Origin of the sequence: Streptomyces sp. NPDC057438 (genome assembly GCF_042802995.1) — a bacterium.
In the GTDB taxonomy this organism is placed as follows: domain Bacteria; phylum Actinomycetota; class Actinomycetes; order Streptomycetales; family Streptomycetaceae; genus Streptomyces.
Map to the genome: position 1 here is coordinate 1 of NZ_JBHVDD010000110.1, position 26,844 is coordinate 26,844.

The window sequence follows — 26,844 nt, forward strand, 5'->3', positions numbered from 1 at the left end:
CCGCGTTGTCGCGGGGCCGGCATCCGCCATGGCGTACCGGTGGCGCGCCGGGGTCAGCGGCGGCGCAACGCCGCGGTCTCCAGCGCCGGAGGCGTATGGCCGACGTCACGCGGGTTGAGCACGCTGCCCGGAGGGACGAGTTCGTCGATGCGGTCCAGCGCCTCTGCCGACAGGGGCCGGTCGGCCGCGGTGAGCTGCGTCAGGAGCTGCTCGTGGGTGCGCGGGCCCATGAGGGCCGAGGTGACGCCGGGGTGGGCGAGTACGAAGCGCAGCGCCAGCTCGACGAGTGTGCAGCCCTCGTCCGCAGCGAGGCGCACGAGTTCCTCGACGACCGCCAGCTTACGCTCGCGTATCCGCTCGTCGGCGTAGTCGAAGTGGTCGCCGTGGGTCCGCGCGCGTGCGTCCCGCGCCGGTTCGGCGCCGGCCCGGTACTTGCCCGTCAGCCAGCCGCCGTTCAGTGGGCTCCACACCATGACCCCCATACGGTGCCGCTGCGCGGTGGGCAGCGCGGCGGCTTCCGCGTGCCGGGCCAGCACCGAGTACGACAGCTGTTCCACGGTGAACCGCTCGCGGCCGGCGCGTCGGGCCGCCCACTGGGACTCCACGATCTCCTCGGCCGGGAAGCTGGAGGTCCCGATCGCCCGCACCTTGCCCGCCCGCACCAGGTCGCTGAGCGCGCCGAGCGTCTCCTCGATGTCGGTCCGGGGATCGGGACGGTGGACGAGGTACACGTCGAGGTGGTCCGTCCGCAGTCGTCGCAGGCTGTCCTCCAGGGCACGCCTGATCCAGAGCCGGGAGTTGCCGTGCCGGTTGCGGTCGAGCGGCCTTCCGGGCATCTCGTTGTGGAATTTCGACACGACCACGACGTCGTCGCGGCGTCCCTTCAGCGCGCGGCCGAGGATCTCCTCCGACTGGCCGAAGGCGTACACGTCGGCCGTGTCGACGACGTTGACCCCGGCGTCCAGCGCCGTCGAAACGATGCGACGGCACTGCCCCTCGTCGGTGTTGCCCCAGGCCCCGAACATCATCGACCCGAGGCAGAGCTCGCTCACCTCGATGCCCGTCCCACCCAGAATCCGGTAGCGCACGTCTTCTCCTCGTCCTCGCCGGCGACATCCGTCGCCGCCATACCGCAGGCTCCCACCGCGACGGGCGCGGCACCGATGTCGCGCGGGGTCAGCGTTCCGGGCTCGAACGTTGTGTCCGCAGCACATCGACCTCCGGGTGCGCGCAGACCTAGGCTCGAGGAAAACAGCACCACTCACTGGAGGTACCGTGGCCACCGGCCTCATCTCGGCCCGCTGGACTCATGTCGCGCTGCCGACCGGCGATCTCGACAAGGCGATCGAGTTCTACACCTCGCTGACTCCCCTGGTCGTCGTCGAGCGGTTCAAGGACGCCGACGGCGAGAGCGTCTGGCTCTCGAACGACCAGCAGGCCGAGACGCCGTTCGTGCTCGTCCTGGTGTCGTTCAACAAGGACAAGGGCACCCAGCAGGGACTGCTGCACCCGTTCGCGCACATCGGCATCGAGGTGCCGGAGCGCGGGGACGTCGACGCGCTCGCGGACCGGGCCCGCGAACTGGGCTGCCTGCACTGGGAGCCCCGGCAGATGCCCGACCCCATCGGCTACATCTGCGCTCTGAAGGACCCCGACGGCAACGTCGTCGAGATCTCCCACGACCAGCGTGTCTTCGACACGGTCCGGCAGAAGTGGGGTTCGTCCTGAAGGAAACCCGCGCCGCGATCGAGAGATACCTCGCGGCGTTGAACGCACATAACGCCGACGCCGTGGCCGCCTGCGTGGCTGAGGACTTCGTCAACGACCACACCTCGTCGATGGGGCGGAGCCGCAGGGGTCGCGCCGAGTACCGTGCCGCGCTGACCGGGTTCCTGGAGGAATTCGTCGACCTGCGCTACGTGCCCGAGGGCTTCCTCGTCGACGGCGAGTCGGCCGCGGTGCCGTACGTCATGACGTTCGGCATGCGCTCGGCGGGCGACCGCCCCGTACGCATCCGAGGGATCTTCGTGTTCACCGTCGCCGACGGTCTCATCACACGACGAACGGACTACTGGGACAGCGGCGAGGTGCAGCGGCAACTCGCGTGACGCCCCGGCCGAAGCGCCCGAACCGGTGCCCTGACCAGGAAGCCCGCACCTCTGACACCCCGCCCGCCTTCGCGCGGACGGGGTGTCCTCGTCTTGCCGCACCGGGATGCCCGTGAGCATGCGGCCCCCGGCCGCGCGGCAGGACGGTGACCCATGGGGCTGGCGCCCCATGGGTCAGGTCGACGAACGTCTCGTGAAGTCTTCGGTGGGCCCGGGACGGTCGACGGTGTCGAACCCGCCCCGGGTGGTCATGCCGGGTTCTTCCCGGCCGGCTGCAGCGGGTTCAGCGTGTGGAACCGGCGTCCCTGGTAGGTGAGCGGCTCCCCTCCGCCGACCACCACACCGGCCACCTCGATCAGGATGATCGTGTGGTCGCCGGCCGTGAGGCGCTGGTGCACCGCCCCTTCGAGCGACAGGGTGGCGCCGTCGAGCAGGGGCGCACCGAGTTCACCCGGACTGAAGCGCGCCGTGGCGAACCTGTCGACGCCGGGCGTCGCGAACGCCTGCGCCACCTGGAACTGGTCGGCCGCCAGGACGTTGACGGCCACGGACTCGGCCCGACTGAAGGCGGAGTGGACGTCGGCGGTGTCGGCCAGACAGACCGACATCAGGGGCGGGTCCATCGACACGCTGGTCACCGAGTTGGCGGTGAAGCCGTACCGTGTCCCGTCCACTTCGGTGGTGACCACACACACGGACGTGACCATCGAGGACAGTCCGTCGCGGTACGCCTGCGGGTCGTAGCTGGTGACAGGGCCTCGAGTGCCGGCCTGATCCCTCGCGGGGATGGTCATGTCAGACCTCCGCCGTCTCGGGGGCCGTGTCCGTCGCCGGAACGGGCAGGGAGGCCGACGGGAAAATGGCGCATCTCATCATGTCTTGCCTTTTGTTGAGGGTTGCTCCGACGCTAAGACGCCTCATCTCGTATGTCAATATGCCATCTCGCAATAGTCGCACCCGGACATCGCCGTGATCCGCCGACGGCGGTCAGGGTCCATCGGTCGTCCCGGAACGCGGTACGGCCCGCCTGTGGGGCGGGCCGTGAGAGGTGAATCAGCGTGAGGCGTGCGCTGCTCGGTTACCGCGACGCCCCCTCGGAAGCGTGCGCACCGGGCAGTTCCGGAGCGGTCCGCGGTCCGCCGCGGGAGCGCAGCCACCAGTCGCGCATGCCCCACAGGACGAGTGCCCCGTAGATGACGTAGACGAAACCGGAGAAGGCGTAGCCGTTGGCGAAGGTCAGCGGGACGCCGACCATGTCGACCAGCAGCCAGGCGATCCAGAACTCGACCATGCCGCGCGCCTGGGCGTACATCGCGACCACCGTGCCGACGAAGATGTAGGCGTCCGGCCAGGGGTCCCAGGACAGGGTCGGATAGGCCTTGAACAACAGGGCCACCGCGACCGTGCAGACGGCGACGGCGACGAGCATCGCCGCCCGCTCGCGCCAGGTGGCGAACCGCGGGGTGATCTGGCCGTGTTCGGACCGGCCCTTGTCGCGGTTCCACCGCCACCAGCCGTACAGGGCCACGGTCATGACGACGGCCTGCTTGCCGGCGCTGCCGGTCAGGTGGCCGAAGAAAGCCCCGAAGAGGATCAGGCCGGACAGGAACTGGACCGGCCAGGTCCACAGGGAGCGGCGCCAGCCGAGGGCGAGGGCGGCCAGGCCGAGGATGTTGCCGATCATGTCCGACCACAGAATGTGCTGGCCGAAGAGAACGAACGCCTCGGAGTTCAGCCCGTTCACCGGACGACCGGGCCGGTGGGAGACGAGTGGAGCGCGAGCCCGCCGTCCGGCAGGTCGTCGAATATGGGATTCCGGTAGCGGTCCATGCGGCACAGCTTCCGGCCTGCATGCCCGTATTGTCTAGGCTCAAACCCAATGAGACCGAAAGTAGAGAAACGGGTGTGGTGCCGCAGGCCGGTGATGCGGTCGGCCGGGTGAGCGCGTCGGCGCGTCGGCGGGTCAGGTGGCCCAGTACACCGTCCGATGCTGTCCGGAGAGCGCGCCGAGGACCTCGGGGCCCATCGGCTCCACGGCCTCGGGGGCGTTGCCCCGCATGCGCAGCGCGCCCTGCTGGACCGGCAGGAACTCCGTGTTGATCTCCCGGACCAGGGCCGCCGACATCATGTCCGCGCGGACGCAGAACGTGTAGTCCTTGCGGTCCCGGCTGATCTTGACGCCGAAGGTGCGCAGGGGCAGCCGCTCGGGGTCCACGCGCTCGTACCGGACATGGAACTCCGGCGGGGTGGTCGCCAGCTCGGGCTGCAGCACGTACAGGTTCGAGTGAGCCAGGTGCCGGCAGAACTCGTCCAAGTCCCACAGCAGCGTGGGGTGCGCGTGCCGCGCGAGGAGTAGATGGTCGCTGCGGATGCCGTCCGGCGCGGGGGTCCAGCGGGCCTGCACGAGACGCGAGTCCGGCAGTGCGTCAGCTATCTGCCAGAAGGTTCTGAATCTGGGCATGTGCCCAAGAGTGCGCTGATGGGCGCGGTGTGTCCAGTGTCGGGCGGTGGCCGCGGACAGCCTCCCAGGACCTACTTCGTCAGACCCGCCGCCGTGCACTCGGCCGCGAGTCGGGGTGTGCATATGTCGGACGGTCGGTACATGCCGTCCCTGATGACCGTCTCCGTGATGTTGTCCTTCGTCAGGGCGACGACGGGTACGAGATGCGCGGGGATGCCCTTGCGGGTGGGGCTGTCGACCCTGTCGCCCGTGAGGGCGTCGAACTCTATGTCTCTGCTCAGGGCCTTCGCCACGGCCACCTCCGCGGCGGTCTCGGCTTCCTGCGCATACGGCTTGTACACGCTCATGTACTGCTCGCCGGTGACGATCCGCCGCACCGCCGAGAGCTCGGCGTCCTGGCCCGTGATCGGCGGGAGGTCGGTGACGCCCGCGGCCTTGAGCGCTTTGATGACGCCGCCCGCCAGACCGTCGTTGGCGGCGTAGACGGCCTTGATGTCGTTCTTGCCGAGTTCGTCGATCGCCTCGGTCATGTTCTTCTCGGCGTTCTGCGGCTTCCAGTCCTCGGTGTCGAACGACCTGGCGATCGTCACCTTCCCGTCGAGCACGAGGAGCGCGCCCGCCTTGAACTGCTGGGCGTTCGGGTCGGTGGGCGAGCCGTTCATCATGACGATCTTGTCGGAGACGTCACCGTCCTCGCCCAGGGCCCGCAGCAGGGAGCGGCCCTGCGCCTCGCCGACGAGCCCGTTGTCGAAGGTGATGTACGCGTCGATCGGGCCCTCGGCCAGCCGGTCGTACGCGATGACCGCGATACCGGCTTCCCTGGCCTTCCGCACACCGCCGGCGACGGCGTGCGGGTCGACGGGGTCGAGCAGGATCACGTCGACCCGGTCGTTGATCATCTGCTGCAGCTGTCGTGTCTGCTCGCCCGCGTCGGCCTCGGCGTTGGCGTACTCGACCCGTCCCTCGCCGCTGGTGAGGGACTCGACCTTCGCTTTGATGATCGGGTAGTGGAACTGCTCGTACTGGGGGTTCGACTTCTCCGGCAGCAGCAGCCCCACGGTGATGTCGTCGCCTCTCGTCGGGCTCGCATCGCCGCTGTTCCCCGTCGTGTCGAGCCCGCCGCAGCCGGTGAGCGGAACGGTGAGCGTGGTGGTGGCTACGGCCATGGCGATACGGCGCATCGGCAACTCACTTCAGGCGTGATCCGGGCGTGGGCGCTTTCGTCGCGGCCCACCTGACCGACAGCCGACACGGAGACGCGCTCGGCGTCGAGCGGCGCAACTCTACGGGATGAGAGATGGCATCTCGCAATATGTGGACAGCCGTGCCGTGCTGTCGGCCCCGGCTCCCGTCCGGGGCGAGGTGTCCGACCTGCCCGTAACCCGCCTTTCCGTATCGCTTGACACGATGCCATCTCGCATTGAAAGATGCCCGCCATGCGAGTAGTGACGACGGACGCCGGCCTGGGCCGACTGGAGGACGGGGCTGTCGCCCTGTTGGACACGGCTTTTCCGCACGTCGGAGCGGTCCTCGAACAGGAGGGTTCGCTGCGGTGCCTGGCGTCGTGCGCGGTACGCCGACGCATCCCCCTCGAAGAGGCCACGCTCGTGGCCCTCCTGGACCGCCCCCGCGCGGTATGGGGCGTGGGGCTCAACTACGTGTCGAAAGCGGCCCGCACCGGACGCGGACTGCCCGAGCAGCCGATCCTCTATCTGGCCGCCTCGTCCGGTGTGACGGCACCCGGTGCTCGGGTGGTGATCCCGCAGTCCGTGACGGAACCCGACTACGAGGGCGAGATCGCGGTGATCGTCGGGCGCCGCCTGTACCGGGCGGCCGAGTCCGAGGTCTGGCCCGCGATCGCCGGTGTCACCGCGGCCAACGACATGACGGCCCGCGACATCATGCGCGTCACCGGCACACCCGCCCTCGCCAAGAGCCACCCGGGCTTCACACCGCTCGGCCCGTCGGTCCGCACTCCTGAGGATTTCGCCGACCGTGACGCGATCCGCGTACGGACCCGGGTCAACGGCGAACTCGTGCAGGACGACACGAGCGACGGGATGATCTTCCCGGTTCCCGATCTGCTCAGCCGGCTGTCGTGGTTCACCGCGCTCGAACCCGGCGACATCGTCCTCACCGGAACCCCGGCCGGCACCGGCCAGGACCGCGCGTGCTTCCTCGCCGACGGCGACGAGGTTCGCGTCGAGGTGGACGGCGTGCTGCCCCTCGTCACCCGCATCGCGCGTCCCACGGACGCCCCCCAGCACGACCACCGGCCGACCGAACCGGTCGGCTGACCGTTCCCCACCCTGGAGCACACCTCGATGTCCATCTCCTCCCAGCCGTCGTACGACCTCGTCCTGGCCGGCGGCACCGTCATCGACCCGGCGTCGGACACCCATGCCCGGCTCGACGTGGCGGTCACCGGTGACCGCATCGCCGCGATCGGGGAGGGCCTGTCAGCGAACGCGGCCCGCACGATCGACGTCACCGGCTCGACCGTGCTGCCGGGCCTCGTCGAGGGCCACACCCACATCTTCGAGTACGTCTCCGCCGTCGGCGCCCCAGCCGAGGAGGCACATCTGCGTCGCGGCGTGGTCGCCGCGGCGGATGCCGGGACGGCCGGCGCCTCGACGTTCGCGGCCTTCCGCAAGCTGGTGGTCGAGGCCAACCCGCTGCGCATCGTCAACTTCCTCAACGTCTCGGTGCTCGGCCTGATCGACTTCAGGTTCGGTGAGCTGCTGAACCCCGACACCCTGGTCCCCGAGGACGCGCTCGCGACCGCCGAGGCCCACCCCGACATCGTCCGCGGCTTCAAGATCCGTCTCTCCGAGGACGTCGTCGGCGAGAACTGGGAGTCGCTGTTGAAGAAGTCCGTGGCACTGGCCGAACAGGCCGATCTGCCGCTGATGCTGCACATCGGCGAGACCTCGGAGCCGCTGCCCGTCGTCCTGGACCATCTGCGCCCCGGCGACGTCGTGGCGCACTGCTACACCGGCAAGCCGTACGGCATCCTCGACGGCGACCACGTCCAGCCCGCTGTCAACGCCGCCCGTGAGCGCGGCGTCCTGTTCGACTCCGCCCACGGCAAGAGCAACCTCAGCTTCGAGGTGGCACGCCGGGCGATCGCCGACGGATTCCTGCCCGACGTTCTCAGCTCCGACACCAGCGCCCGCAACTGGCGCGGGCCGGTGTTCGACCTGCTCACCAGCATCTCCAAGCTGGTCGCGCTCGGCGCGCCGCTTCAGGAGTGCGTCCGCCGGGCCACCGTCGCACCGGCCCAGCTGCTCGGGCTCGACGCCGAGGGCTACGGACGCCTGGAGGTCGGAGGGCGGGCCGACGTCACGGTCGTCGACTGGACCGACGAGGTCACCCTGCCCGACGCCGCCGGCAACACGATCGTCGCGCCGCGTCTGGAGCCGACCGTGGTGTTGCACGGCGGCAAGGAGGTCGACATCGTGCCGTGGCGGGGTCTGAAGTCGGCGTGACGCGCTCGCACATCCCGGGAGGACTGCATGAGTGTCGGTGACGTCCATCCGCTGCGGCGCCGGCTGCGCACGGCCCTGACGGCGGGGCGACCCGCCGTCGGCACGTTCGTCAAGCTGGCCTCGCCCGACGTGGTGGAACTGGCCGAGGCGGCCGGGTACGCGTTCGTGGTCGTCGACCTCGAACACTCCACCCTCACCGAGCGGGACGCCGTCGGCCTGGTGCGCCACGCCGACGTGTGCGGGCTGCCTGCCCTGGTCCGCGTGCCCGACGTGGACGCCGCCGCGGTCAACCGGCTCCTGGAGGCCGGGGCGGCGGGGATCCAGCTGTCCATGCTCACCCGCCTCGCCCAGACCGAGGCACTCCTGGCGGCCACCCGGTTCGCTCCGGCCGGCCATCGGTCCGTCAGCCTGGCCAACCGGGCCGCTCGGTTCGGCGCGGCCCCGCTGGCCGGGTTCCTGCGCGCCGAGCGGGACGACCCGCCGGTACTGGTGGGGCAGATCGAGACGGCGCGGACGGATCCGCTGCCGGATCTGGTCGCCTCTCTCGACGTGTGCTTCGTCGGCAGCACCGACCTCGCGGTCGACCTCGGCCTGCCGGCGGACCCGGCAGTGCTGGGCGCCGCCGTGGACCGGGTGAGGGACGCTGCCCGCACCGCCAAAGTGGCGTTCGGCGGCTGGGCACCGAGCCGGAACGCCGCTTCGGACCTGGGACTCGGTGCCGCCGACTACCTGGTCGTCGGCTCGGACCTGCAGATGTTGGCGGCCGGCCTGCGGGCGGCCGCCGGAGAGGAGAACCAGTGAGCACACGCAACGCGGCCCTGTTCCACACGGTCGTCAACTGGGACGAGATGCCGGTGACCCAGGTACGGCCGGGGGTCCGCCGGCGCGTCTACGCGACGGACGAGGTGATGATCTGCCACCACGAGCTGGAGATCGGCATGACCCTCAACCCGCATCGGCACGAGGACTTCGACCAGCTGGTCCATATCGCCGAGGGGCGCGCGAACTACTACGTGGACGGTGTCGCCCACGACATGCGTGCCGGATCGTTCCTGTTGGTCCCCCGTGGCAGCGAGCACTACGTGGAGCCGACTCAGGCCCCCTGCGTGAACATCGACTTCTTCGTCCCGCCGCGGGCCGACCTGCTGCCCTGAACGGTGGACCGGGAGCGCTGGGTCATGGGCGTCCGCCACTCACCTGACGCCCCGCTCACGGGGAAGAACGCCACCACCCACGCGCAGGAACGAAGGAGGGCCCACCGCCGAGGCGGTGGGCCCTTCGGTGCCGCCGCAGCCAGGTCAGCCGCCGTTGGGCGCGTCCTCCGAGGTGCCCAGCCGCTGCGACAGCGCGCGGGCGGTCTCCACCAGCGCCTGGGCCATCGGCGACTGGACGTCGTCGGGAACGGTCGCCGTCGTGCCGACGATGGCGAGTGTCCCGCTGATCTTGTCGCCCTCGAAGATCGGCGCCGCGACGGTGCGCACCCCGTTGATGGTGGGGGAGTTGACCGACAGCCCGTGCTTGCGGATGGCCTCGAGCTCCTCGGTGAGCTCGGCCGACTTGCGTACCGAGCGCGGCAGCGTCGGTACCTGCTCCGGCGGCAGGAACGCGAGGAAGACACGCCCCTGTGCCGAGGCCGTGAGGTTCAGTCGCGAGCCGACCCGGACGCTGATGCGCACCATGTGGTCGGTGTTGTCCACCGAGCGCACCACGGTCGCCGACTCGCCGTCCCAGACCGACAGCACGATCGTCTCGTCGATGCGCCGGACCAGCTCCTCCATGTACGGCTCGGCCGCGGCGACGATCGGCAGGCCGGCCCGCGCCGCCGTGGCGAGCGTCAGCACCTGGGGCCCGAGAGAGTACAGCGACGTGCGCTCGTCGTACCGCAGCAGGTTCGCCGCCCGCAGCGCCTTCGTGTACCGGTGCGCGGTCGCCTTGCTCGCACCGAGACGCGCGGTGATCTCGTTGAGGCTCATGTGCGGCTTGCCGACCGTGAACGAGCCGAGGATCAGGGCCGCACGCTGCACCGTCTGGATCGTGGGCGCGGTCCTGTCCGGACCGTCCTGCTCGCCGGTGCCGCCCTGTGCCTTCGTGGCCATGGATTCTCGCTCCTGTCCGTGCCCGGTCAATGGTAAGAACGTCAAATGAAACGCCATCTTGAATGAAGCAATGGTAAGGGTCGTTCCAAGGTGGATGAAAGAGCACGGACGCGCGTCCAACGGGCCGTGGGGCGAGCGGAACCCTGTCGCCGCACCTCAGCCGTGGAGATGAGCGTGAGCCTGCCGGGTCGACGCCGTCAGGCTCACGCTCACCGCGCCGCCCGGCGCGGCGACCTCACGCGTCCGAGGAGTGCCCCGGTGTGATCGAGCGTGCCGGATCGAGCAGGGTGGCGATGTGGTTGACGGCCAGGGCCGCCTCGCCGAAGCCGATGGAGATGAGGCTGACCTTGCCGTCGTGATCGGCGATGTCGCCGGCCGCGAAGACGCGCTCCCGGTTGGTGCGCATCGTGCGGTCGACGAGGATGCGCCTGCGGCGAAGCTCCAGTCCCCACCGCTCGATCGGGCCGAGGTCGGCGATGAAGCCGAGCGCGGCCACGACGGACTGGGCGGGCAGGGTGACCCGGTCGCCGTCGGAGCACGCGACCACGACCTCCGAGACAGCCCCTTCACCGGAGACCTTCTCGACCTCGTACGGCGTCAGCACCCGCACCGAGGAGGCGTGCACCTGCTCGACGCTGCGCTCGTGGGCCCGGAACCGCGTGCGCCGGTGCACCAGCGTCACCGACGAGGCGATCGGCTCCAGGGACAGCGCCCAGTCCAGCGCGGAGTCACCGCCGCCGACCACGACGACGTCCTGTCCGGAGAGTTCGTTCAACCGCGGTACGAAGTACCGCAGCCCCCGGCCCAGGTACTCGGAGCCCACCGGAAGCTCGCGGGGGATGAAGTTGCCGATCCCGCCGCAGACGAGCACCGCCCCCGCGGTGATCCGCGCGCCGGCGTCGGTGGTGGCGACGACGCCCCCGTCCGTGTCGTCGAGCTGGGTGACTCCGTGCCCGAGCAGATAGGTGGGGTTCCACCGCCAGGCCTGCTCGGCCAGCCGGTCCACCAGGTCCTGACCTCGGACAGCGGGGAAGCCGGCCACGTCGTAGATGAGCTTCTCCGGGTACAACGCGGCGATCTGGCCGCCCACCGCGGGCAGGGCGTCGGCGACCGCGACGCTCATGCCGCGGAAGCCGGCGTAGTACGCGGCGTAGAGCCCCGTGGGGCCGGCGCCGATGATGAGCAGGTCGACGGCGACCTCGGAGCAGGCGCCCGTGGTCGCGACGCCGGTCACGCGCCCACCTCCGGGTGGTCGTGACCGACCCGGCCGACCTTGCGGGCCCCGCCCGGCGAGCCGAGCGGTTCGGCGCCGAGGGTGAAGAACTCGGCGTTGACGCGCTCGAACTGCTTGCTCTCCTCCGGCAGGTCCTCGTGGTGGAAGATCGATATCTGCGGGCAGACGGGTTCACAGCGCCCGCACTCGACGCATTCGTCGGGCTGGATGTAGAGCATCCGATCGCCCTCGTAGATGCAGTCGGCCGGGCACTCCTCCATGCAGGACTTGTCCATGACGTCGACGCAAGCCTGAGTGATGACGTACGGCACGAGCTTGTTGCCCTTCACACGGTCGCACAGAATGCGAGACGATGTATTTCAATGTGGAACAGGATGATGGCCGCGCCCGGGTGCGGGTGTCAACCGTCCGGTGAATGCTTGACAGTGTGAGCCCGCTGGGGGAGGGTGATGCGACATACGAGACGGCGTCTCACGAGGCGCCGCTCGGGTCGGGACTTGTGAGAGGCAAACTCCCCATGGGAAGCAATCCCCGGACCGTCCCAGCGCCGATGATCGTCGAGGACTGGGACCAGCTCACCTTCCGGGTCAACCGCGAGGCCTACCGCAACGCGGAGATCTTTGCCCGGGAACGCGGCTGGGTGTGGATGCACACCTGGCTCTACCTCGGGCATGAGACCGAGATCCCCAACCCCAACGACTTCAAGGTCCGCACCCTCGGCGGCCGACCGCTGATCTTCTGCCGGGACAGCGCCGGCGAGGTCCACGCGTTCCTGAACTCGTGTCCGCACCGCGGCACCGTGCTGTGCCGCGAGAACGAGGGCTCGACCAGGCTCTTCCAGTGCTTCTACCACGCCTGGACGTTCCGCAACAACGGTGAACTCGCCGCGATCCCCGACGTCGGCGCCTACGAATCGGGCGACGCGTTCGGGGCGTCGATGGGGCTGCGCGGCGTGCCGCGCCTGGAGACCCACGAAGGGTTCGTCTTCGTCTCCTTCGACCCCGACGTCCCGCCGCTGCTCGAGTACCTCGGCGACGCGGCCGACTACATGACCATGATCGAGCAGCAACATCTCGGCGGGATGACCACGCTGCCCGGCACACAGCTCTACAGCGTGCGCGGCAACTGGAAGCTCGCCGTCGAGAACGCCATGGACGGCTACCACTTCGCGCCGACGCACAACACCTTCGTGGGCTACCTGCGGGAGAGCGGCTACGCCGTCACCGACGACAACCAGTACGCCTACAACCTCGGCAACGGCCACGGCCTGCTGGTCCTGACCGGGCACGGCGGACGCATCAGCATGCTCTGGGAACCTCGCTTCGGCGAGGACGAGCGGGTCCGCACCGAGACCCACCGCGCCGAGATGACACAACGGCTGGGGGAGAAGCGGGCGCACCACGTGGCCGACGAGAGCCACATCCTGTTCGTCTTTCCCAACCTGCTGCTCTTCGACATCGAGGGCCTGTCGATCCGGCAACTGGAGCCGGTGGCACCCGACCAGACCGACGTACGCGCCTGGCAGCTGGTGCCGCGCGACGAGGACCCGGACACACGCGCCCTGCGCATGAAGACGGTCGTCAGCTTCGTCGGCCCGGGCGGGCTCGCCACACCGGACGACATCGAGGCGTACGAGGCGGTCCAGCGCGGCATCCAGGCCACGGCCGGCACCACCCGGCCCGAGCTGGACTACAGCGACATGTCGCGCGGCATGGCCGACGAGGTCAAGGGTGTCCAGGGCAGATCGATCGACGAAGGCGCGATGCGGGGCTTCTGGCGGCAATGGGTCGAAGCCGTAGGGCTCGACGACGGCCTCGAGATCCACGGCGTGCGGCCGACGTCCTTCCTGGTCGGGAGGGACGTGCGATGACCGCGATCAGCAACAGCGGCCTGGTGCTGTGCGCCGGGCGCACCGTCACCCGACAGGAGGTCGAGGACTTCCTCTACGCCGAGGCGGACATCCTCGACCACTGGGACTACGACAGCTGGCTGGCCCTCTTCGAGGACGGCGCCCGCTACGAGATCCCGACCACGGACTACCGCCCCGGCTGGTCGCCGCACCGGACCGGATCGTTCGTCGACGACGACTGGGACCTGCTCAGGGCCCGGGTCAAGCGCCTGAAGTCCCGTAAGGCACACGCCGAGAACCCCCACTCGCGCACGCACCGGCTGGTGTCGAACGTGCGGCTGTCCGAGTCGGACACGGAGGACTCCTTCCGGGTGGCGGCGTCCTTCGTGGTCCACCGAGCCCGGGACGGGCACTTCGACGCCTACGTCGGGTGGTACGACCACCTGCTGGTGCCGACCGAGGACGGACTGCGTTTCCGGCTGCGGCGCTCGATCCTCGGCCACGAGTCGCTGGCGGCAGGCGCCCGGCTCAGCTTCATCCTCTAGCCGGCGACGGAAGGTGATCCGATGATCCGACACACCCTGTCCTTCCGTTTCGCCGACGGAGTCGACGAGGCCGCACGGGAGTCCGTGCTGGCCGAGCTGCGTACCTTCCCGGACCGGTACTCGGCCATGCGCGGCTTCGTCCTCGGCGAGAACATCAGCACCCGTGACCAGACCTTCACCCACACCATGGCCGTCGACTTCGACAGTCAGGACGACCTCCTCGCCTATCTGGGCAGCGAGTCCCACGAGAACTTCGTGCACACGCGCTGGCGGCCGGTCATCGCCCAACAGGCCATCACCTCGTTCGAGTTCGCCGAGCGCCCCTCGCTCGCTGCAGGAAGGACACCGCCGGTGAGCACCCGCCCGCACGGCCCGTACGGCATGGAGTACGCCCGGATCGAAGTCCCGGACATGCAGGCCACCATCGACTTCCTCGAGTACCACGTCGGGTTGCAGCTGGAGCAGCGCACGGACGAGTACGCCTACCTGCGCTCCGACATCGAGCACCACGCGATCGAGCTGATCCACGCCCCCGAGCGCACCGACGGATGGACGACCGCGGTCGGCTACAGCGTGGAGAGCGAGGAGGTCCTCGAACAGCTGCACAAGAGCGTGCTCGACGCCGGCCTCGAGGTACTGGAACTGCAGGAGCGGCAGAAGGCGCTGTGCGACAACGGCTTCGCGGTGAAGGACCCCGACGGCCTCGTCGTCGAGCTGTTCACCGAGTTCCAGGAGTACGCCGAGCCGCCGCACCTGGAGATCCGGCCGCTCGACCTGGTGCACCCGTTCATCGCCACCGCGAAGTTCGAGGAGATGGTGGACTTCTATCAGAACGTCCTGAACTTCATGCCCTCGGACCACGTCGTCGGCTCGACCACGTTCTTCCGCGGCGAGGACCGCTACCACCACAGTCTCGCGATCCAGAAGAACACCGAGCACTACGTCGCGCACCTGTGCTTCGCGATGAAGAGCCTCGACCACGTCATGCGGATGCGCGCTCGCGCGCTGTACAAGGGCGCGCCGATCGCCTCCGACATCGTCAACCACTCGGCGTCGACGTCGATCGCGTTCTACATGCACGACACCCGCTTCGGTCCGCGTTACGAACTGTGCGACCGGCACCGGGTGTTCACGCCGGAGGAACACGAGACACACCGGCCCCGCAGGATGCCGGCCGACCCGCGCAACATCGACGTGTGGCGTCCGGCGTCCGACGACTGGGGACGTTTTTGAGACAGCAGTTGCTCGATGTCCTGCACCTGCTCGACGCGCTCCCCGCCCCCCGCGGCGGGGAGCGCACGGCGGCCCACCGGGTACGCGCCTGGTGCGCCGAGCGGTGGCCGCACGTCGAGTGGCAGGTGCTGGAGCACGGCTCCGCGGGCGGCAGCCTGGTCGCCGCCCACGGAGGCGGGCCGCTGCTGTACTCCCATCTCGACACGTCGCTGGACGACGGTGGTGAGTTCAACCGGCTGGTCACGGGCGACGCCGCGCCGGTCGGTCCGCTCACCGTGGACGACGACGTGGTGACCGGCTTCGGCCTCGGGGTCGCCCGGGGCCCGGCAGCCGCCGCGCTGGTCGCCTTCGCCGAGGCGGGTGCCGGGCGGCTCCTGCTCGCCGGCTCTGGGACGCATCGCCGCACGAGCGGGATCACCGGTCTGGAGGCGTACACCGACGCCTACCCGCTGCCGCCCTCGGCCATCGTGGCCAAGTGCGGCCCGCCGACGCTGCTGTGGCACGAGCCGGGCGCGTGCTACCTGACCGTCCGGGTGACCGGACGGTCAGGTGCCGCGATGGTGGCGGAATCCGCCGTGCCACCCGGGGGAGTCGTCGCCCAGGCCGGCATCGTCATGGACGAACTTGCACGCTGGCGCACGGCCTACCTGGCCGCCGATCCCAGGGTGGGGCAGACCGGCCGGGCGTGCGGTATCGGAGCGATCAGCGGGGGATGGCCCGACAAGCCGGACCTGCTGCCGGCCCAGCTGCGGGTCGATCTGTACGTCGTCACCGGTGACCAGGTGGAGCCGAAGGCGCTGGCGGCCGAGCTGACCGACCGGCTGCGCGCGCGGTGCGCGATGTCGGCACTGCGTGACTGCGAGGTCGACGTGGCGGCGGAGCCGGTCGCGTCCGCCGCGGCCACGTCGGCCGACGCCCCGGTGGTGACGGCCGCCCGAGCGGCCTGGCTCGACGAGTTCGGTACGCAGCCGCCGCCGATCACCGGATGGACGGGCTCGACCGACGGCGTCGTCCTGCGCGCCCGCGGCGTCGACACCGTACGCCTCGGCCCGAGGGCTTGGCCGGCCACGGGTGACACCCGGCGGGACTCCCTGTCGTTGACGGAGCTGATCGCCTTCGCGCGCGTGTACCGAAGGCTCTTGACCGAACCGGGCTAGCCCGGGCGGCTTCCGACGGCGGGACCTGTCGGCCGGCCCGGGGGCGCCGCCGAGACGGGCGCCTGCTCGACCAGGAGCCGGACGTCGACGCGTCCCGGTTGCGGCGGCCCCTCCATCCACGTGCGCCCGGCCCCGTCAGGAGGCGAGCGCGTCGGGAAGGCCGGACGGCCGAAGGCCCTCAGACATCAGAGCCACTGGTGAACCCGAGTTCGTCAGTGCGCGACCTCATACCCGGGGCACGGACTGCCCTGAAAGGAAGTGGACGAGTCGATGGACAAAGTCATCGCCTCAGCCTCCGAAGCCGTTGCGGACGTCCCTGACGGGGCCTCCCTGACAGTCGGCGGCTTCGGTTTGAGCGGGGTCCCCGACATCCTGATCCAGGCCCTGTACGAAGCCGGTGTGACAGGACTGGACGTGTTCTCGAACAACTGCGGCGCTCTGGACTCCGGCCTCGCCGTGCTCCTCGCCGCAGGCCGGATCGCGCGGGTGACCGGCAGCTACATCGGCGGCAACCAGGAGTTCGCCCGTCAGTACCTGGGTGGTGAGATCGAGCTGGAGCTGATCCCCCAGGGCACGCTCGCCGAGCGACTGCGGGCCGGGGGCTGCGGCATACCGGCCTTCTACACCCCGGCCGGCGTCGGAACCCTGGTCGCCGACGGCGGCCTGCCGTGGCGGTACGACGGTGACGGCGGCGTCGCCGTCGCCTCACCGCCCAAGGAGGTCCGTGAGTTCGCGGGCGAGGACTACGTCCTGGAGCGCGGGATCACCACCGACTTCGCCCTGGTGCGGGCGGCGAAGGGGGACCGGCACGGGAATCTGGTGTTCAGCAAGTCCGCCCGTAACTTCAACCCGCTGGCGGCCATGGCCGGCCGCGTCACGATCGCCGAGGTCGAGGAGCTGGTCGAGCCGGGCGGCATCGACCCGGACCAGGTCCATCTGCCGGGCATCTTCGTGCAGCGGGTGGTGGCCCTCAGCCCCGAGCAGGCCGCCGACAAGAAGATCGAGAAGCTGACAGCCATCCCCAGGGACCGGGAGGTGCGGGCCTGATGGCTTGGACACGCGACGAGATGGCCGCCCGCGCGGCCCGTGAGCTGCGCGACGGCGAGTACGTCAATTTGGGCATCGGCCTGCCGACCCTGATCCCGAACCACCTGCCCGAAGATGTCCATGTAGTACTGGAGTCGGAGAACGGCGTTCTCGGCACCGGCCCCTTCCCCTACGAGGACGAGGTCGATCCCGACCTGATCAACGCGGGCAAGGAGACCGTCACGGTGCTGCCCGGCGCCGCGTTCTTCGACTCCGCGCTGTCCTTCGGCATGATCCGCGGCGGCCACATCGACACCGCCGTACTCGGTGCCATGCAGGTCTCCGCACTGGGCGACCTCGCCAACTGGGCGATCCCCGGCCGGATGGTGACCGGCATCGGCGGAGCCATGGACCTCGTCCACGGTGCCCGCCGGGTGATCGTCACCATGACGCACACCGCCAAGGACGGCAGCCCGAAGATCGTCCAGGAGTGCGACCTGCCGCTCACCGGGAAGGCCTGCGTCGACCGGATCATCACCGACCTGGCTGTCCTCGACGTGACAGACGGCGGTCTGGTCCTCGTCGAGACCGCCCCCGGTGTCACCCATGAGGAGATCGCCGACAAGACGGCGGCGAAAGTGATCATCTTGCTTGAGGCCACCTGCTGACCTCGCTGGACATGTACGTCGTCGACGCTGTCGGCACCCTGGTCCCTGGTACGACGGCGCGCTGCCCGTAGGCGCGCCGCCGTACCGGGGACTTGGCGCGTGGAGATCTCACCCCGGCAGAAAGCCGCCGCAGCCATGCGTCGGCATGGCTGCGGCGGTGGGGAACTTCCTGGTGTCACACGCCCCAGTCGTCGTTGACGGTGACCGCGTCGGCGATACGGAACCGGCCGCCGGGCACCAGTGGGGTCGTGGGCTCACCCAACTCGACGACGTGCTTGCCGAACTGGGGAGCCAGCGGGCGGCCGACGTCCCGCTTGAGCCACAGACGCAGCAGGTGCCGACGGCGCTCCGGCTGCGGGTGGTCGACGTAGCTGGTGCGCGAGTGCAGCGCGGCGTAGTTGAGCAGCCACTGCACGTCCCCCGGCTGGAAATCCATGTCGATCGGCAGGCCCGGCTCCTGCGAGATCTCGTCGAAGAGGTTGATGGCCGCGACCTGGTCGGGCGTCAGTTGGGGGACACCGGGGTACTCCTGGGCGCTGAAGATCATCGAGTTGCCCGCGTAGGTGCTGAAGACTCCGTCGACGTAGCCGATGATCGGCGAGGTGTACGTCAGTTCGGGAGAGTCGGGGTCCTGACGCCGCCAGTCCCAGTGGTACGTGTCGAAGAGCCGCGGGGCGAGGTCCGGCCGGCGGCGCAGCATCTCGTTGTAGATCGTGGTGCCGCTGACCAGGCTGGAGGCTCCGCCCTCCTTGGCGCCGCGCAGGCACATGAGGGCGACGACGTCGGAGCTGTCCGAGTGGAACGGCAGCCGGTCCCGTACGCGGGAGGGCAGCGCCCCCTCGTCGGACAGCGTCTTGTTGGAGGTGGCGATCACATGGTCGAGCAGGTCCCCTCGCTGGTTCTGCCCGATCGGCTGGCCCAGGTGCAGGCCCATGACGAAGAAGATGGCGGCGGCCATGGCGTCGCCGTACTGCTCGGTGCGCAGGCCGCGCACCAGGACGAAGCCGCGTCCGGCGTCCATCTGGGCCGCGCACTCCTCGTTGAGCGCGCGGCAGGCGTCGAACGGGTAGTCGGCGGCGGTGACGGTGCGCAGGTCGGGGTTCTCGGCGACGAAGCGCCGTCCCAGTGCCTCCAGCTCGGCGCGCTCGGCATCGCTGAGTACGTAGATCCATTCGGTGGACCGCGACAGTTCGTCGCCGCGCCAGGCGGACGGTCCGGAGATCGGCTGGAGACCGACAGAGGTGGTCATGATGGTGTGCTCCTCGACAATGCGGTGAAAGCCCGTGGGCGAAGACCCGGCGGACGACGAAGGTTTCGGTGCGGCGGGTGTTCGTCGCTCGGCGACGAACGGCGTCGGGCTGCTCAGAACGGGGTCTGAGGCTCGCCGGCGGCCGTACCGGGGCGCAGTCCTTCCCGCGGCGGGAAGTAGCTGAGCGGTTCGTCGTAGGTCCGGCGGCCAGGGCATGACACGAGCAGAACGCCGATCAGGGCGGCTGTCTCCATGCTGGTCCCGTCCTTTCGAGAAGTGCCTCCACCATAGGCGAGGGTGGAATTCGAGTCAATGGGCGTGACATCGTCTCGTATTGCAGTACGCGGGCGATGGTTGAGGCAGGCCGTTGTCCCGGGGGTCGTCGGCCGACGTGGACCCCTCCTCGGAGCCCAGTCCCACCTCTTCCTGGTCGCCCAGCCCACAGCCGGCCGACGGGACATGTGCCTGCCCATCACCGGCGCCCACGACCGCACGCACGCCGTCGGATCGGAGCAGGGGGAACGTCTTCGCGGGGCGAGCTGCTTCTTCTCGTACTCGATCCAGTCCGCGGATCGTCGGAGAACAGATAGCCGAGATAGCCGTCCCTGCAGCGCCAGACGACCGGAGTCACGTTCTCCGCCGCACCGACATCGCGAAGGCACCGGATACCGCGCTGGACCTGGGACTTCTTCAACCGGGTAGCAGCAACGAGCTGGACGGTGCTCAGCCCGGCCGGCCGTGCTTCCATCAACCATTCTCCGACCCCTGCGGCTCGTTCCTCGGATTCGGCCGTGCGGTCGTCGGCAAGGTCGTCGAGGGCGTTGGCCGCCGTCCACAGCGCTCAGCAGGCCGGGCGGAGCACCGCAGGCACCAGTTGGATCAGCGCGCATTCCGCCGCGTCCTGTTGCTTTGTTCGGGTCCGGCAGAGCAGGTACGCCGCCTGAAGCGCCGGGTCGTCACCGACCACCCCCGCGGGATCTCGCCGCGCGGCTGCGTGATGCGGGACGCTCCGTTCTGGTCGTCTCTCACCTGGCGTACGACACCGAGCGCCTGGACGAGTTGTGGCGCCTGGACGACGGGCTGCTTCGCCCGGACCGGGCGGTGGCCGCGTGAGGTTCCACCTGACCCGGTTCGCTCTGGCCACCGGATTCGCGCTGACCGAGCACGGCCGCAACCGGTTCGCCATGGTCCTCGTGATCCTGTTCGTCCCCCTGTGGACGACCCTGGCCTACCTGTCGATGCCCGACACCCCGGCGCACATGCGGCTGCACGCCACCGGGGAGACGCTGGCGCCTCGCGGCAACGAACTGACCGAGATCAGCGGCGCGCTCAACGCGGTCACCCTGATCACCGGATTCATGATGTTCGCCGCCACCTTCTCCGGCAACCGCTTCGACCGCCGACTGGCGATGGCCGGCTACCCCCGCGCCCACCTCGTCCTGGCCAAGGTCACCGCACTGGCTCTGATCTCGGCTGCCGTTGCCGCCCAGAGCTCTACTTCACCCCCGACTACTGGCCCGACGTGGACCGACGTGACCTGGGGCAGGCCATCACCGAATACAGCCGACGCCAACGCCGCCACGGCACCGTCCCCGCCCCCCTCGCCTCCCCCGAGAACCACCGTCCGTCCCCGCACGTCCAACCCGACCCCTGTCCACTGACGCGTTCCAGCTCGGAGTAACGGGCGGCTCGCCCTGGACGACATCCTGGTCCTGGTTGTGCGCGCGACCGGCGAGCAGCTCCAGACCCTGGGCACCCGATGGCTGGGCGACACCGTGACCAGCCTGCCCCCGCCGCTTCACCCCATAAGGCCCGGTGTTGCGCTGAGTGTTGCGGTAGAGGTTGCGCCAAGTGTTGCGATAGGTGTTGCGCCGGCCTCCACAGCGCCCCGAAGTCTGCCCAGGTCACTACGGGCTTACGGCGTGGTCGGGCCGCTGACATCCCCGTTGCGACCCCCTTCGACCATGCCCTGGTTGGAGTTGAGGATGAGGGAGCGGGGGGTGGGCGGCGCGGACGCAGCCGGGGATCGGGGCGCGCTCAGCCTGTTGCGCGTCGGCTGGGCCGCCGCGCCCGGCGGCCGTCAGTGCGCCGGTGACGTCCAGCGGGGGAGGTCGGCCGGGGGAGAGGTCGGGCCGGGCACGGTGCCAGCGTGCGGGGTGTCGCCATCAGCGGAGGCGTCGCGGGTGACGTCGCCGCCGACTTCCACCACCAGCTCGGGTTCCACCAGCGTGACGTTCGGCTTTTCCTGGCTACCCACTCGGCGGAGAACGACCAGCCTGTCCACGGATGGCCGCGCCGCCCCGCAGCGAGCAGACCGGCGAACGCCGCACTTGCCGCCTGGGCGAGGGCGGTGGTGCGACCGACGTACTGAAGGCGGCCTCCGTCGCCGTGCCTGCCGAGCAGCAGTGTGCGGGGAACGGCCAGGGAACCGGTGACCGTGCCGACGCTCGCCTCGCTCGTCTTGCGGACCTTGTACCTCTCCCAACCCCTCACCGACGGGCGGTAGACGTCGTTGAGCCTCTTGAAGCCCCCATCCCGACCGACGCCCACGTCAGCCACTCGCGCACGAGGTCGGCCTCCGTGGTCGACGGGCACAGCGCTCACGGCGCCGACAGTCGACGGGCGGGGATACACGGACTCCAGCGCGGCCCTGCGCCGCCGATACGGCCACCCGGTCGTGTCCGTCCCGATGCCGGTGACCTACAATTAACTGTCTGTGGAAGATAATTCTTTGGAAGATGAGTGATGGCTGACACTGACCTGAAGCTGCTGTACCGGGAGCTGGTCTCGCTGGAGATCGAGTTGTGGGACGGCATCGAGGGGCGGTTGCGGGCCGAGTACGACTTGGCGCTGACCTCGTTCGAGGTGCTGCACCTCCTAATGCGGCAGCCCGGGCGGCGGATCCAGGACATCGCGGAGGAGTTCTCGATCACGGTGGGCGGCACGAGCAAGGTCGTCGACCGGCTGGAGGCGGTGGGCCTGTGTGGGCGGAGGGCCAATCCGAACGACCGCCGTTCCTCGATCGTCGAGCTCACTCCTGAGGGGCGGAAGCTGGTGGACGGGGCGCTGAAGGTCTTCGAGGAGGAGCTGGAACTGCGGATCGGGTCGGTGATTCCCGAGGAGTCGGTACGCGACGTGACCGCGGTCCTCAGTACGCTGCGGGCGGCCGGACGTGCTCTGGACGCGGAGCGGAAGGCTGCGGGTCGGACGCCGGTGCCGGCCGCGCGGGCCCCGCACCAGCCACCCGATGTCGTTCAGTCGGCGATGCCGTTGAAAGCGATGACTTTGTCGATGTGGGCACGGACGAGGAGGTTGCCGGGGCCGCCATTGCGGGCGGCGTACTCCTGGGTGCGCTCTTCGCCTATGTAGCGGGCGCCGAGGAGACCGCCCCAGTGCAGCATCTCGTCGGGGTTCGCGGAGGTCTCGGCACATCCTTGGAGGATGACGAACGCGTACGGCGGGCGGTCGTCATCGACGCAGAGGGCGAAGCGTCCGTCGCGGGCGAGGTTGCGGCCCTTGACGCCGTCCTTCTCGGTGGTGAGCACGATGTCGTCGCCGTCGAGAAGGAACCACACCGGGGTGACGTGCGGGCTGCCGTCGGCCCGGACGGTCGACAGCTTGCCGGTGCGGGTGCCGTGCGTGACGAACGCCCGCCACTGCTCGCCGGTCATCTTCCGCATGCGATGCCTTTCACGTTGGTGGGGCCGTTCGCCACCCCGAGGCCGGGCCGGCCTCGGGGCACACGGCGGATGTCAGCGGCCCCAGAAGGCGTCTTCGGCGTTCTGGTCGCCGGAGAAGAGCCACATCTCGGTGATCTTGCCGTTCTGGATGCGCAGGAGATCCACGCCGTCCATGGCCATGGACGTGTCGCCGCGGCGGCCGGTGAAGTGGATGGTGGCGGCGACCAGGTCACCGTTGCCCATGAGCGAGTGGATCTTGTCGATGGCGAAGGTGCCCTGGCTGGCCTCCATCATGGCGCCGAGCATCTGGAAGACGGCGCCCTGGCCCTCGTGGTCGCCGGAGAACTGGTTGGCGCCGGGCTGGTGCCACACGAGGTCGGCGTCGAGGAGGTTGCCGAGGGCGGCCATGTCTCCGGTCTGGACGGCCTGGAAGTAGGCGCGGGCAAGGTCGAGGTTGGCAGTAGTCATCGTGGTCTCCGTAGGTTCGGTCGGCGTCATCGGGTGAAGTCGAGGCGGTCGGCGAGGCCGGCGTCGGTGAAGGCGGCCTCGATCTCGGCGCGGCCTTCCTGGAAGTGGGCCCAGCTGTCGTAGTGCGCGGGGACGACGCGTCGGGCGCCGAGCGTCTTGGCGGCCTCGGTGCCCAGGGCGCTGTCGAGGGTGAGCAGGGCGCCGTCGAAGGCGAAGGGCATGCGGGCGCCGCCGAGGAAGAGGATCGCGGTGTCCACCGGGGCGAACCTGGCGGCGATCTCCTTGACGTGCTCTAGGGCGGCGTTGTCGCCGCTGACGTAGACCGAGGGCAAGTCGTCGGAGGTGAGCATGAAGCCGATGACGTCACCGGTGATCGGCTCGCAGCCCACGGGGCCGTGCCGGGCGGGCACGCCGGTGACGGTCACGGTGCCGCCGTCGGGCCGCTTGAGCTCGGCGGTCTGCCAGAAGGCCAGGCCGCGGGCGTTACCGCCCAGGCGGTCGGCGCCGCTCTCGGTGGTGAAGACGACCGGCACCTCGGCCAGCAGGGCCCGGCCGGCGTTGTCGAGGTTGTCGTCGTGCTCGTCGTGGGAGAGCAGGACGGCGTCGATGGGGCCGAGGTCGGCGGCGGTGACCGGTGAGGGGTCGGTCTTGACGAGCTTGTGGTCGCCCGGGAGGGGCATGGGGTACTCGCCGGGCGGGTCGAAGGTGGGATCGGTGACGAACCTGAGCCCGCCGTACTCGAAGAGTGTGGTGGGGCCGCCGTAGACGCGGACGGGGATCTTTTCGCTGGTGGCGCTGGCGCCGGACATCGGGGAACCTCCCGGTCGGGGGAACGGTGGTGCGAGGCCCTGCGGCGCGCTCCGGCGGGGAGGCAGGGCGGAAGAGGCACGGGTTTACGGGGCCGCCCGCTCCCTGGAAGCGGCCGGCTGCGGGCGGCTGGCGGCCGTGGTCGGGCTCATGGGGCGGGTGCGGAGAAGACGCCGAAGTGGTTGCCGGCAGTGTCCTCCAGCCGGGCGAAGGTGAGGCCCGCGGAGTCGGAGACCGGCTCCATGTGGACCTTGGCGCCGAGCTCCCGGCCGCGCTCGACAGTCGCGGCGACGTCCTGGACCAGGACGTAGAAGATCGCGTAGTTGGGGAAGGTGCCCTCCGACTCCCACACGCCGCCGGTCGCCTGCCCGGCGCCAGGCGTCATCACGGAGTGGTAGGTCACGCCGGGGGTGTTGGTGTTGAGGGCGTACCTCCAGTCGAAGAGCTCGCCGTAGAACTCCTTGACCTTCTCGGGCTGGTCGGTGCCGAACTCGAACCAGGCGACCGAGTTGAAGGCGGGAACGGTCATGACACGCACTCCTTACTCCCGGAAAAGGGGGAAATGTCTCTGAGTCGGGCCGGTCCAAGCGATGGCAGCCGCCCTGCGGGGGCCCGCGAGAACCCGGCGGAGGTGACGGGCTCCGGACCGGCTCGGCCTCCAGCAAACCATTTCCATTCCATGGAAGCAACTTCCATCGATTATTATTCCATGTGTATGGGTTCGGCGGCCGTCAGTCGGCCCCCGGGCAGCACAGGACCCCGGCTCGTCGGACACGGACGCGGGCCGCAGGAAGGAAGCGTCATGGAGTCGGTCGAGATCGAGGCGAAGACTCTGATCCAGAAGCCGAAGACCCCCTCGAACGACCACGTCATCAACCCCTACCCCGGCTGCGTACTGGGCTGTGCCTACTGCTTCGCCAGCTTCTCCGGGCGGCAGTTCGGCCGGTCGGTCAAGGAGTGGGGTGACTACCTGTACGTGAAGGTGACTACCTGTACGTGAAGAAGAACGCGGTCGAGCTCGCCCGCAAGGAGCTGGCGGAGATGCCGGAGCACACGAGGCGGGGCACGATGCTGCTCAGCTCGGTCACCGACCCCTGCCAGGGCCACGAGACGAAGTACCGGCTCACCCGCGGCATCCTGCGCGAACTGAAAGCGGTCGAGTACCCGGGCCTGATCCGCATCCTCACCAAGTCACCCGTCGTCACCCGCGACATCGCATGGCTCCACCGGCGCCCAGGGTGCCCCCGTCGTCGCCGCTCTCGCCGCCACGGGCAAGTCCGTGACCGTTCTGACCCGCAACCCCGACGCCGTCGTGCACGGCGCGCAGCATGTCGTGGCCGCCGGATACCCCTCCGCCGCCGACCTGACCGACGCCTACCGAGGGGCCGAGGGGGTCTTCGTCCACCTGCCGGTGGCCTCCGAGGAGGAGGCGTCAGACCTACGCGCACAACATCCTCACCGCCGTCCGCGAGGCCCGGTCGGCCCGCGAGGTGTTCTCCACCAGCGGCTTCCCGATCGATCCGGCCATCGGCGGTGCCGCCGCGACACTGGCCGCCGGCCTGGCCGACTGTGGCGTGTCCCACGCGGTCATCGCGCCCGAGCTGTATCTCGAGAACCTGCTCATGCCGCACGTCATCGGCTCGGTCCGCGAGCGCGGCGTTCTGCCTTACCCGATTCGAGCCGAACCCCAGCCGTCGGACGGCTGGGGTTCCTTGAGGCGGTGAGTGTCGGGTCAGTAGGTGGAATCGCCCACGCCGTAGGCAGCTTGTCCACGCGTCGGCGGACCGCACCACATCGCCATCACCGTGGATCAGGCGGGTCAGCGCTGCAGGGTGAGCAGGCCCGGCCGGTACGGCAGTTGCATGTACTTGGTGCCCGGCGGGACGTCCTTGAGGAGGCCCTGGTAGAGGAACTGCAGGTTGCAGGGGTCGATGGTCATGGTCTGATCGGGGTTGTTACGGATCAGGTCACCGTGGCTGACGCCCTGGGCCCAGTCGGAACCGCTGTTGGCCTGGCCCGCGAAGGGGCTGCTCTCGTTGCCGGCCTGGACGGTCCACGGACCGTCCAGGCTGGAGGCGGTGAACGAGCGGAAGTAGCGGTTCGTACCCGACGCCTCAACGATCATGAGGTACTGGTCCCGGCCCTGGACCTTGTAGACCTCCGGCGCCTCGAACAGCAGGTCCGTTTCGTCACTCATGACTGTCGTGTACGAGGAGCCGAAGCTGCTGGGGAAGTTCGCGAGCGGCATGCTCGTCCGGTAGATCTTGCCGTTGTCACCGGCGAAGAACATGTACATGTTCTGGTTGTCGGCGATCAGGGTCGCGTCGAGCGGGGCGTCCTCCTTGTTCGGATCGGGGTTCGGGGGCAGGGTGCCGGTGAACAGCGACTGCGGGGCGGACCAGCCGTTGGGGTTGGTGGGGTCGCTGGACGTGCTGTAGAGGAACGCCGGCCACTGGTACACCATCACCCAGATGTTCTTGGTCGAGAGGTAGAACAGTTCGGGCGCCACCGCGGTCTGGTTCGTCTTGGTCTGGGTGGCCGCCCCCATGTCCGACCAGTTCGTGAAGGGACTGAACATCGTCGAGCCCCACCCGCTTTCGTTGGCGGTGGTCGCGTAGACGACGTGCCTGCCGTTGTACTTCACGGTGGCGAAGTCCTTCAGCGCGGACTGCCCGTTCGCCGGCTGGGCCAGCGGGCCGGTTGAGGTCCAGCGGTAGGTCGACGGAAGAGCACACGCGTTGCTCGCCCCGGACAGGCCGGTCCACTTCTGGTTGG

The 26,844-nt window shown here is 69.5% G+C and carries 31 protein-coding genes and 2 pseudogenes; 17 read left to right on the forward strand and 16 right to left on the reverse strand.

The genetic code is table 11. From position 1 onward, the window contains the following. Positions 1 to 53: 53 nt before the first annotated feature. The gene (locus tag ACFU5F_RS37440; protein ID WP_383897505.1) at positions 54 to 1,088 is read right to left on the reverse strand and encodes an aldo/keto reductase; all 1,035 of its coding nucleotides are present in this window, start codon (positions 1,086 to 1,088) and stop codon (positions 54 to 56) included. A 187-nt stretch (positions 1,089 to 1,275) separates the two neighbouring features. Between ACFU5F_RS37440 and ACFU5F_RS37445 the strand changes: the two genes are divergently transcribed. Together ACFU5F_RS37445 and ACFU5F_RS37450 are read left to right on the forward strand one after the other, a co-directional pair. Further along, the gene (locus tag ACFU5F_RS37445) at positions 1,276 to 1,728 is read left to right on the forward strand and encodes a VOC family protein (protein ID WP_383897507.1); all 453 of its coding nucleotides are present in this window, start codon (positions 1,276 to 1,278) and stop codon (positions 1,726 to 1,728) included. After that, positions 1,713 to 2,108: a nuclear transport factor 2 family protein gene (locus ACFU5F_RS37450; RefSeq protein WP_383897509.1), complete on the forward strand. Its 396-nt coding sequence runs from the start codon at positions 1,713 to 1,715 to the stop codon at positions 2,106 to 2,108. The genes ACFU5F_RS37445 and ACFU5F_RS37450 overlap by 16 nt, the downstream gene beginning before the upstream one ends. Positions 2,109 to 2,356: 248 nt before the next feature. Here ACFU5F_RS37450 and ACFU5F_RS37455 read toward each other — a convergent pair whose 3' ends face one another. The 4 genes from ACFU5F_RS37455 to ACFU5F_RS37470 form a co-directional block, all read right to left on the reverse strand. Beyond that, on the reverse strand, positions 2,357 to 2,902 hold the full coding sequence (locus tag ACFU5F_RS37455) for a flavin reductase family protein (protein ID WP_383897511.1): 546 nt from the start codon (positions 2,900 to 2,902) through the stop codon (positions 2,357 to 2,359). Positions 2,903 to 3,186: 284 nt separating this feature from the next. Then, positions 3,187 to 3,852 (reverse strand): nicotinamide riboside transporter PnuC, encoded by a 666-nt coding sequence (locus tag ACFU5F_RS37460; protein WP_383897513.1) that lies wholly within the window; start codon positions 3,850 to 3,852, stop codon positions 3,187 to 3,189. 219 nt (positions 3,853 to 4,071) lie between these two features. Next, positions 4,072 to 4,569, reverse strand: a complete 498-nt coding sequence (locus ACFU5F_RS37465) for a hypothetical protein (RefSeq protein ID WP_383897514.1) — start codon at positions 4,567 to 4,569, stop codon at positions 4,072 to 4,074. A 71-nt stretch (positions 4,570 to 4,640) separates the two neighbouring features. Then, positions 4,641 to 5,750, reverse strand: a complete 1,110-nt coding sequence (locus ACFU5F_RS37470) for a sugar ABC transporter substrate-binding protein (RefSeq protein ID WP_383897515.1) — start codon at positions 5,748 to 5,750, stop codon at positions 4,641 to 4,643. Positions 5,751 to 6,005: 255 nt separating this feature from the next. Between ACFU5F_RS37470 and ACFU5F_RS37475 the strand changes: the two genes are divergently transcribed. Genes ACFU5F_RS37475 through ACFU5F_RS37490 form a run of 4 tightly spaced genes read left to right on the forward strand, consistent with a single transcriptional unit; the run spans position 6,006 to position 9,211 of the window. Further along, positions 6,006 to 6,866, forward strand: a complete 861-nt coding sequence (locus ACFU5F_RS37475) for a fumarylacetoacetate hydrolase family protein (protein WP_383897516.1) — start codon at positions 6,006 to 6,008, stop codon at positions 6,864 to 6,866. 27 nt (positions 6,867 to 6,893) lie between these two features. Beyond that, entirely contained in the window at positions 6,894 to 8,057 is a 1,164-nt protein-coding gene (locus tag ACFU5F_RS37480; RefSeq protein WP_383897517.1) for an amidohydrolase family protein, read from the forward strand. Positions 8,058 to 8,084: 27 nt separating this feature from the next. Then, a complete protein-coding gene (locus tag ACFU5F_RS37485; protein ID WP_383897519.1) occupies positions 8,085 to 8,858 on the forward strand; it encodes an HpcH/HpaI aldolase/citrate lyase family protein in 774 nt (257 codons plus the stop codon). Next, positions 8,855 to 9,211 carry a cupin domain-containing protein gene (locus ACFU5F_RS37490; RefSeq protein WP_220645023.1) on the forward strand — a complete coding sequence of 119 codons (357 nt, stop codon included), beginning with the start codon at positions 8,855 to 8,857 and terminating at the stop codon, positions 9,209 to 9,211. The genes ACFU5F_RS37485 and ACFU5F_RS37490 overlap by 4 nt, the downstream gene beginning before the upstream one ends. 144 nt (positions 9,212 to 9,355) lie before the next feature. Here ACFU5F_RS37490 and ACFU5F_RS37495 read toward each other — a convergent pair whose 3' ends face one another. The 3 genes from ACFU5F_RS37495 to fdxA all read right to left on the reverse strand — a co-directional run bounded on the left by ACFU5F_RS37495 (position 9,356) and on the right by fdxA (position 11,716). Then, complete coding sequence (locus ACFU5F_RS37495; protein ID WP_383897521.1) at positions 9,356 to 10,153, reverse strand: IclR family transcriptional regulator; 798 nt, start codon at positions 10,151 to 10,153, stop codon at positions 9,356 to 9,358. 235 nt (positions 10,154 to 10,388) lie between these two features. Beyond that, positions 10,389 to 11,387, reverse strand: coding sequence for an NAD(P)/FAD-dependent oxidoreductase (locus ACFU5F_RS37500; RefSeq protein WP_383897523.1), 999 nt, complete (start codon positions 11,385 to 11,387; stop codon positions 10,389 to 10,391). Beyond that, complete coding sequence (fdxA, locus tag ACFU5F_RS37505) at positions 11,384 to 11,716, reverse strand: ferredoxin (protein WP_383897524.1); 333 nt, start codon at positions 11,714 to 11,716, stop codon at positions 11,384 to 11,386. Before fdxA ends, ACFU5F_RS37500 begins: the two co-directional genes overlap by 4 nt. 188 nt (positions 11,717 to 11,904) lie before the next feature. Between fdxA and ACFU5F_RS37510 the strand changes: the two genes are divergently transcribed. From ACFU5F_RS37510 to ACFU5F_RS37535, 6 genes are all read left to right on the forward strand, one after another. Continuing rightward, positions 11,905 to 13,257: an SRPBCC family protein gene (locus tag ACFU5F_RS37510; protein ID WP_383897526.1), complete on the forward strand. Its 1,353-nt coding sequence runs from the start codon at positions 11,905 to 11,907 to the stop codon at positions 13,255 to 13,257. Then, positions 13,254 to 13,781 (forward strand): aromatic-ring-hydroxylating dioxygenase subunit beta, encoded by a 528-nt coding sequence (locus ACFU5F_RS37515; protein WP_383897528.1) that lies wholly within the window; start codon positions 13,254 to 13,256, stop codon positions 13,779 to 13,781. The genes ACFU5F_RS37510 and ACFU5F_RS37515 overlap by 4 nt, the downstream gene beginning before the upstream one ends. A gap of 21 nt (positions 13,782 to 13,802) precedes the next feature. Beyond that, a complete protein-coding gene (locus tag ACFU5F_RS37520) occupies positions 13,803 to 15,014 on the forward strand; it encodes a VOC family protein (protein WP_383897530.1) in 1,212 nt (403 codons plus the stop codon). Next, positions 15,011 to 16,171 (forward strand): hypothetical protein, encoded by a 1,161-nt coding sequence (locus ACFU5F_RS37525; RefSeq protein ID WP_383897531.1) that lies wholly within the window; start codon positions 15,011 to 15,013, stop codon positions 16,169 to 16,171. The genes ACFU5F_RS37520 and ACFU5F_RS37525 overlap by 4 nt, the downstream gene beginning before the upstream one ends. A gap of 270 nt (positions 16,172 to 16,441) precedes the next feature. After that, entirely contained in the window at positions 16,442 to 17,218 is a 777-nt protein-coding gene (locus ACFU5F_RS37530) for a CoA transferase subunit A (RefSeq protein WP_383897533.1), read from the forward strand. Beyond that, on the forward strand, positions 17,218 to 17,865 hold the full coding sequence (locus ACFU5F_RS37535) for a CoA transferase subunit B (RefSeq protein ID WP_383897535.1): 648 nt from the start codon (positions 17,218 to 17,220) through the stop codon (positions 17,863 to 17,865). Before ACFU5F_RS37530 ends, ACFU5F_RS37535 begins: the two co-directional genes overlap by 1 nt. Positions 17,866 to 18,040: 175 nt before the next feature. On the opposite strand, the gene ACFU5F_RS37540 is transcribed toward ACFU5F_RS37535, so the two are convergent. Both ACFU5F_RS37540 and ACFU5F_RS37545 read right to left on the reverse strand, forming a co-directional pair. Beyond that, positions 18,041 to 19,114 carry a TauD/TfdA family dioxygenase gene (locus tag ACFU5F_RS37540; protein WP_383897536.1) on the reverse strand — a complete coding sequence of 358 codons (1,074 nt, stop codon included), beginning with the start codon at positions 19,112 to 19,114 and terminating at the stop codon, positions 18,041 to 18,043. A gap of 113 nt (positions 19,115 to 19,227) precedes the next feature. Continuing rightward, entirely contained in the window at positions 19,228 to 19,368 is a 141-nt protein-coding gene (locus tag ACFU5F_RS37545) for a hypothetical protein (protein ID WP_220645014.1), read from the reverse strand. A gap of 721 nt (positions 19,369 to 20,089) precedes the next feature. Between ACFU5F_RS37545 and ACFU5F_RS37550 the strand changes: the two are divergent. Together ACFU5F_RS37550 and ACFU5F_RS37555 are read left to right on the forward strand one after the other, a co-directional pair. Next, positions 20,090 to 20,227 (forward strand): annotated as a pseudogene (locus tag ACFU5F_RS37550) (ABC transporter ATP-binding protein); the annotation flags it as partial. Then, positions 20,224 to 20,610 (forward strand): annotated as a pseudogene (locus ACFU5F_RS37555) (ABC transporter permease); the annotation flags it as partial. The pseudogenes ACFU5F_RS37550 and ACFU5F_RS37555, both read left to right, overlap by 4 nt. 584 nt (positions 20,611 to 21,194) lie before the next feature. Here ACFU5F_RS37555 and ACFU5F_RS37560 read toward each other — a convergent pair. Next, the gene (locus ACFU5F_RS37560) at positions 21,195 to 21,371 is read right to left on the reverse strand and encodes an ATP-dependent DNA ligase (RefSeq protein WP_383897538.1); all 177 of its coding nucleotides are present in this window, start codon (positions 21,369 to 21,371) and stop codon (positions 21,195 to 21,197) included. A gap of 488 nt (positions 21,372 to 21,859) precedes the next feature. On the opposite strand from ACFU5F_RS37560, the gene ACFU5F_RS37565 reads away from it, so the two are divergent. Further along, positions 21,860 to 22,483: a MarR family winged helix-turn-helix transcriptional regulator gene (locus ACFU5F_RS37565; RefSeq protein WP_383897540.1), complete on the forward strand. Its 624-nt coding sequence runs from the start codon at positions 21,860 to 21,862 to the stop codon at positions 22,481 to 22,483. Here the strand turns inward: ACFU5F_RS37565 and ACFU5F_RS37570 are convergent. The 4 genes from ACFU5F_RS37570 to ACFU5F_RS37585 form a co-directional block, all read right to left on the reverse strand. Then, positions 22,369 to 22,794 (reverse strand): PPOX class F420-dependent oxidoreductase, encoded by a 426-nt coding sequence (locus ACFU5F_RS37570; protein ID WP_383897541.1) that lies wholly within the window; start codon positions 22,792 to 22,794, stop codon positions 22,369 to 22,371. The two genes, ACFU5F_RS37565 and ACFU5F_RS37570, sit on opposite strands and share 115 nt — an antisense overlap. A gap of 72 nt (positions 22,795 to 22,866) precedes the next feature. After that, complete coding sequence (locus tag ACFU5F_RS37575) at positions 22,867 to 23,262, reverse strand: nuclear transport factor 2 family protein (RefSeq protein ID WP_383897543.1); 396 nt, start codon at positions 23,260 to 23,262, stop codon at positions 22,867 to 22,869. A gap of 26 nt (positions 23,263 to 23,288) precedes the next feature. After that, positions 23,289 to 24,071, reverse strand: a complete 783-nt coding sequence (locus tag ACFU5F_RS37580) for an MBL fold metallo-hydrolase (RefSeq protein WP_383897545.1) — start codon at positions 24,069 to 24,071, stop codon at positions 23,289 to 23,291. A 146-nt stretch (positions 24,072 to 24,217) separates the two neighbouring features. Further along, entirely contained in the window at positions 24,218 to 24,598 is a 381-nt protein-coding gene (locus ACFU5F_RS37585) for a VOC family protein (protein WP_383897547.1), read from the reverse strand. Positions 24,599 to 24,871: 273 nt separating this feature from the next. On the opposite strand from ACFU5F_RS37585, the gene ACFU5F_RS37590 reads away from it, so the two are divergent. Then, a complete protein-coding gene (locus tag ACFU5F_RS37590; RefSeq protein ID WP_383897549.1) occupies positions 24,872 to 25,069 on the forward strand; it encodes a hypothetical protein in 198 nt (65 codons plus the stop codon). A gap of 490 nt (positions 25,070 to 25,559) precedes the next feature. Then, positions 25,560 to 25,793 (forward strand): hypothetical protein, encoded by a 234-nt coding sequence (locus tag ACFU5F_RS37595; RefSeq protein WP_383897550.1) that lies wholly within the window; start codon positions 25,560 to 25,562, stop codon positions 25,791 to 25,793. A gap of 95 nt (positions 25,794 to 25,888) precedes the next feature. Here ACFU5F_RS37595 and ACFU5F_RS37600 read toward each other — a convergent pair. After that, on the reverse strand, positions 25,889 to 26,844 hold a 956-nt coding region (locus ACFU5F_RS37600; protein WP_383897552.1), incomplete at its 5' end, for a non-reducing end alpha-L-arabinofuranosidase family hydrolase.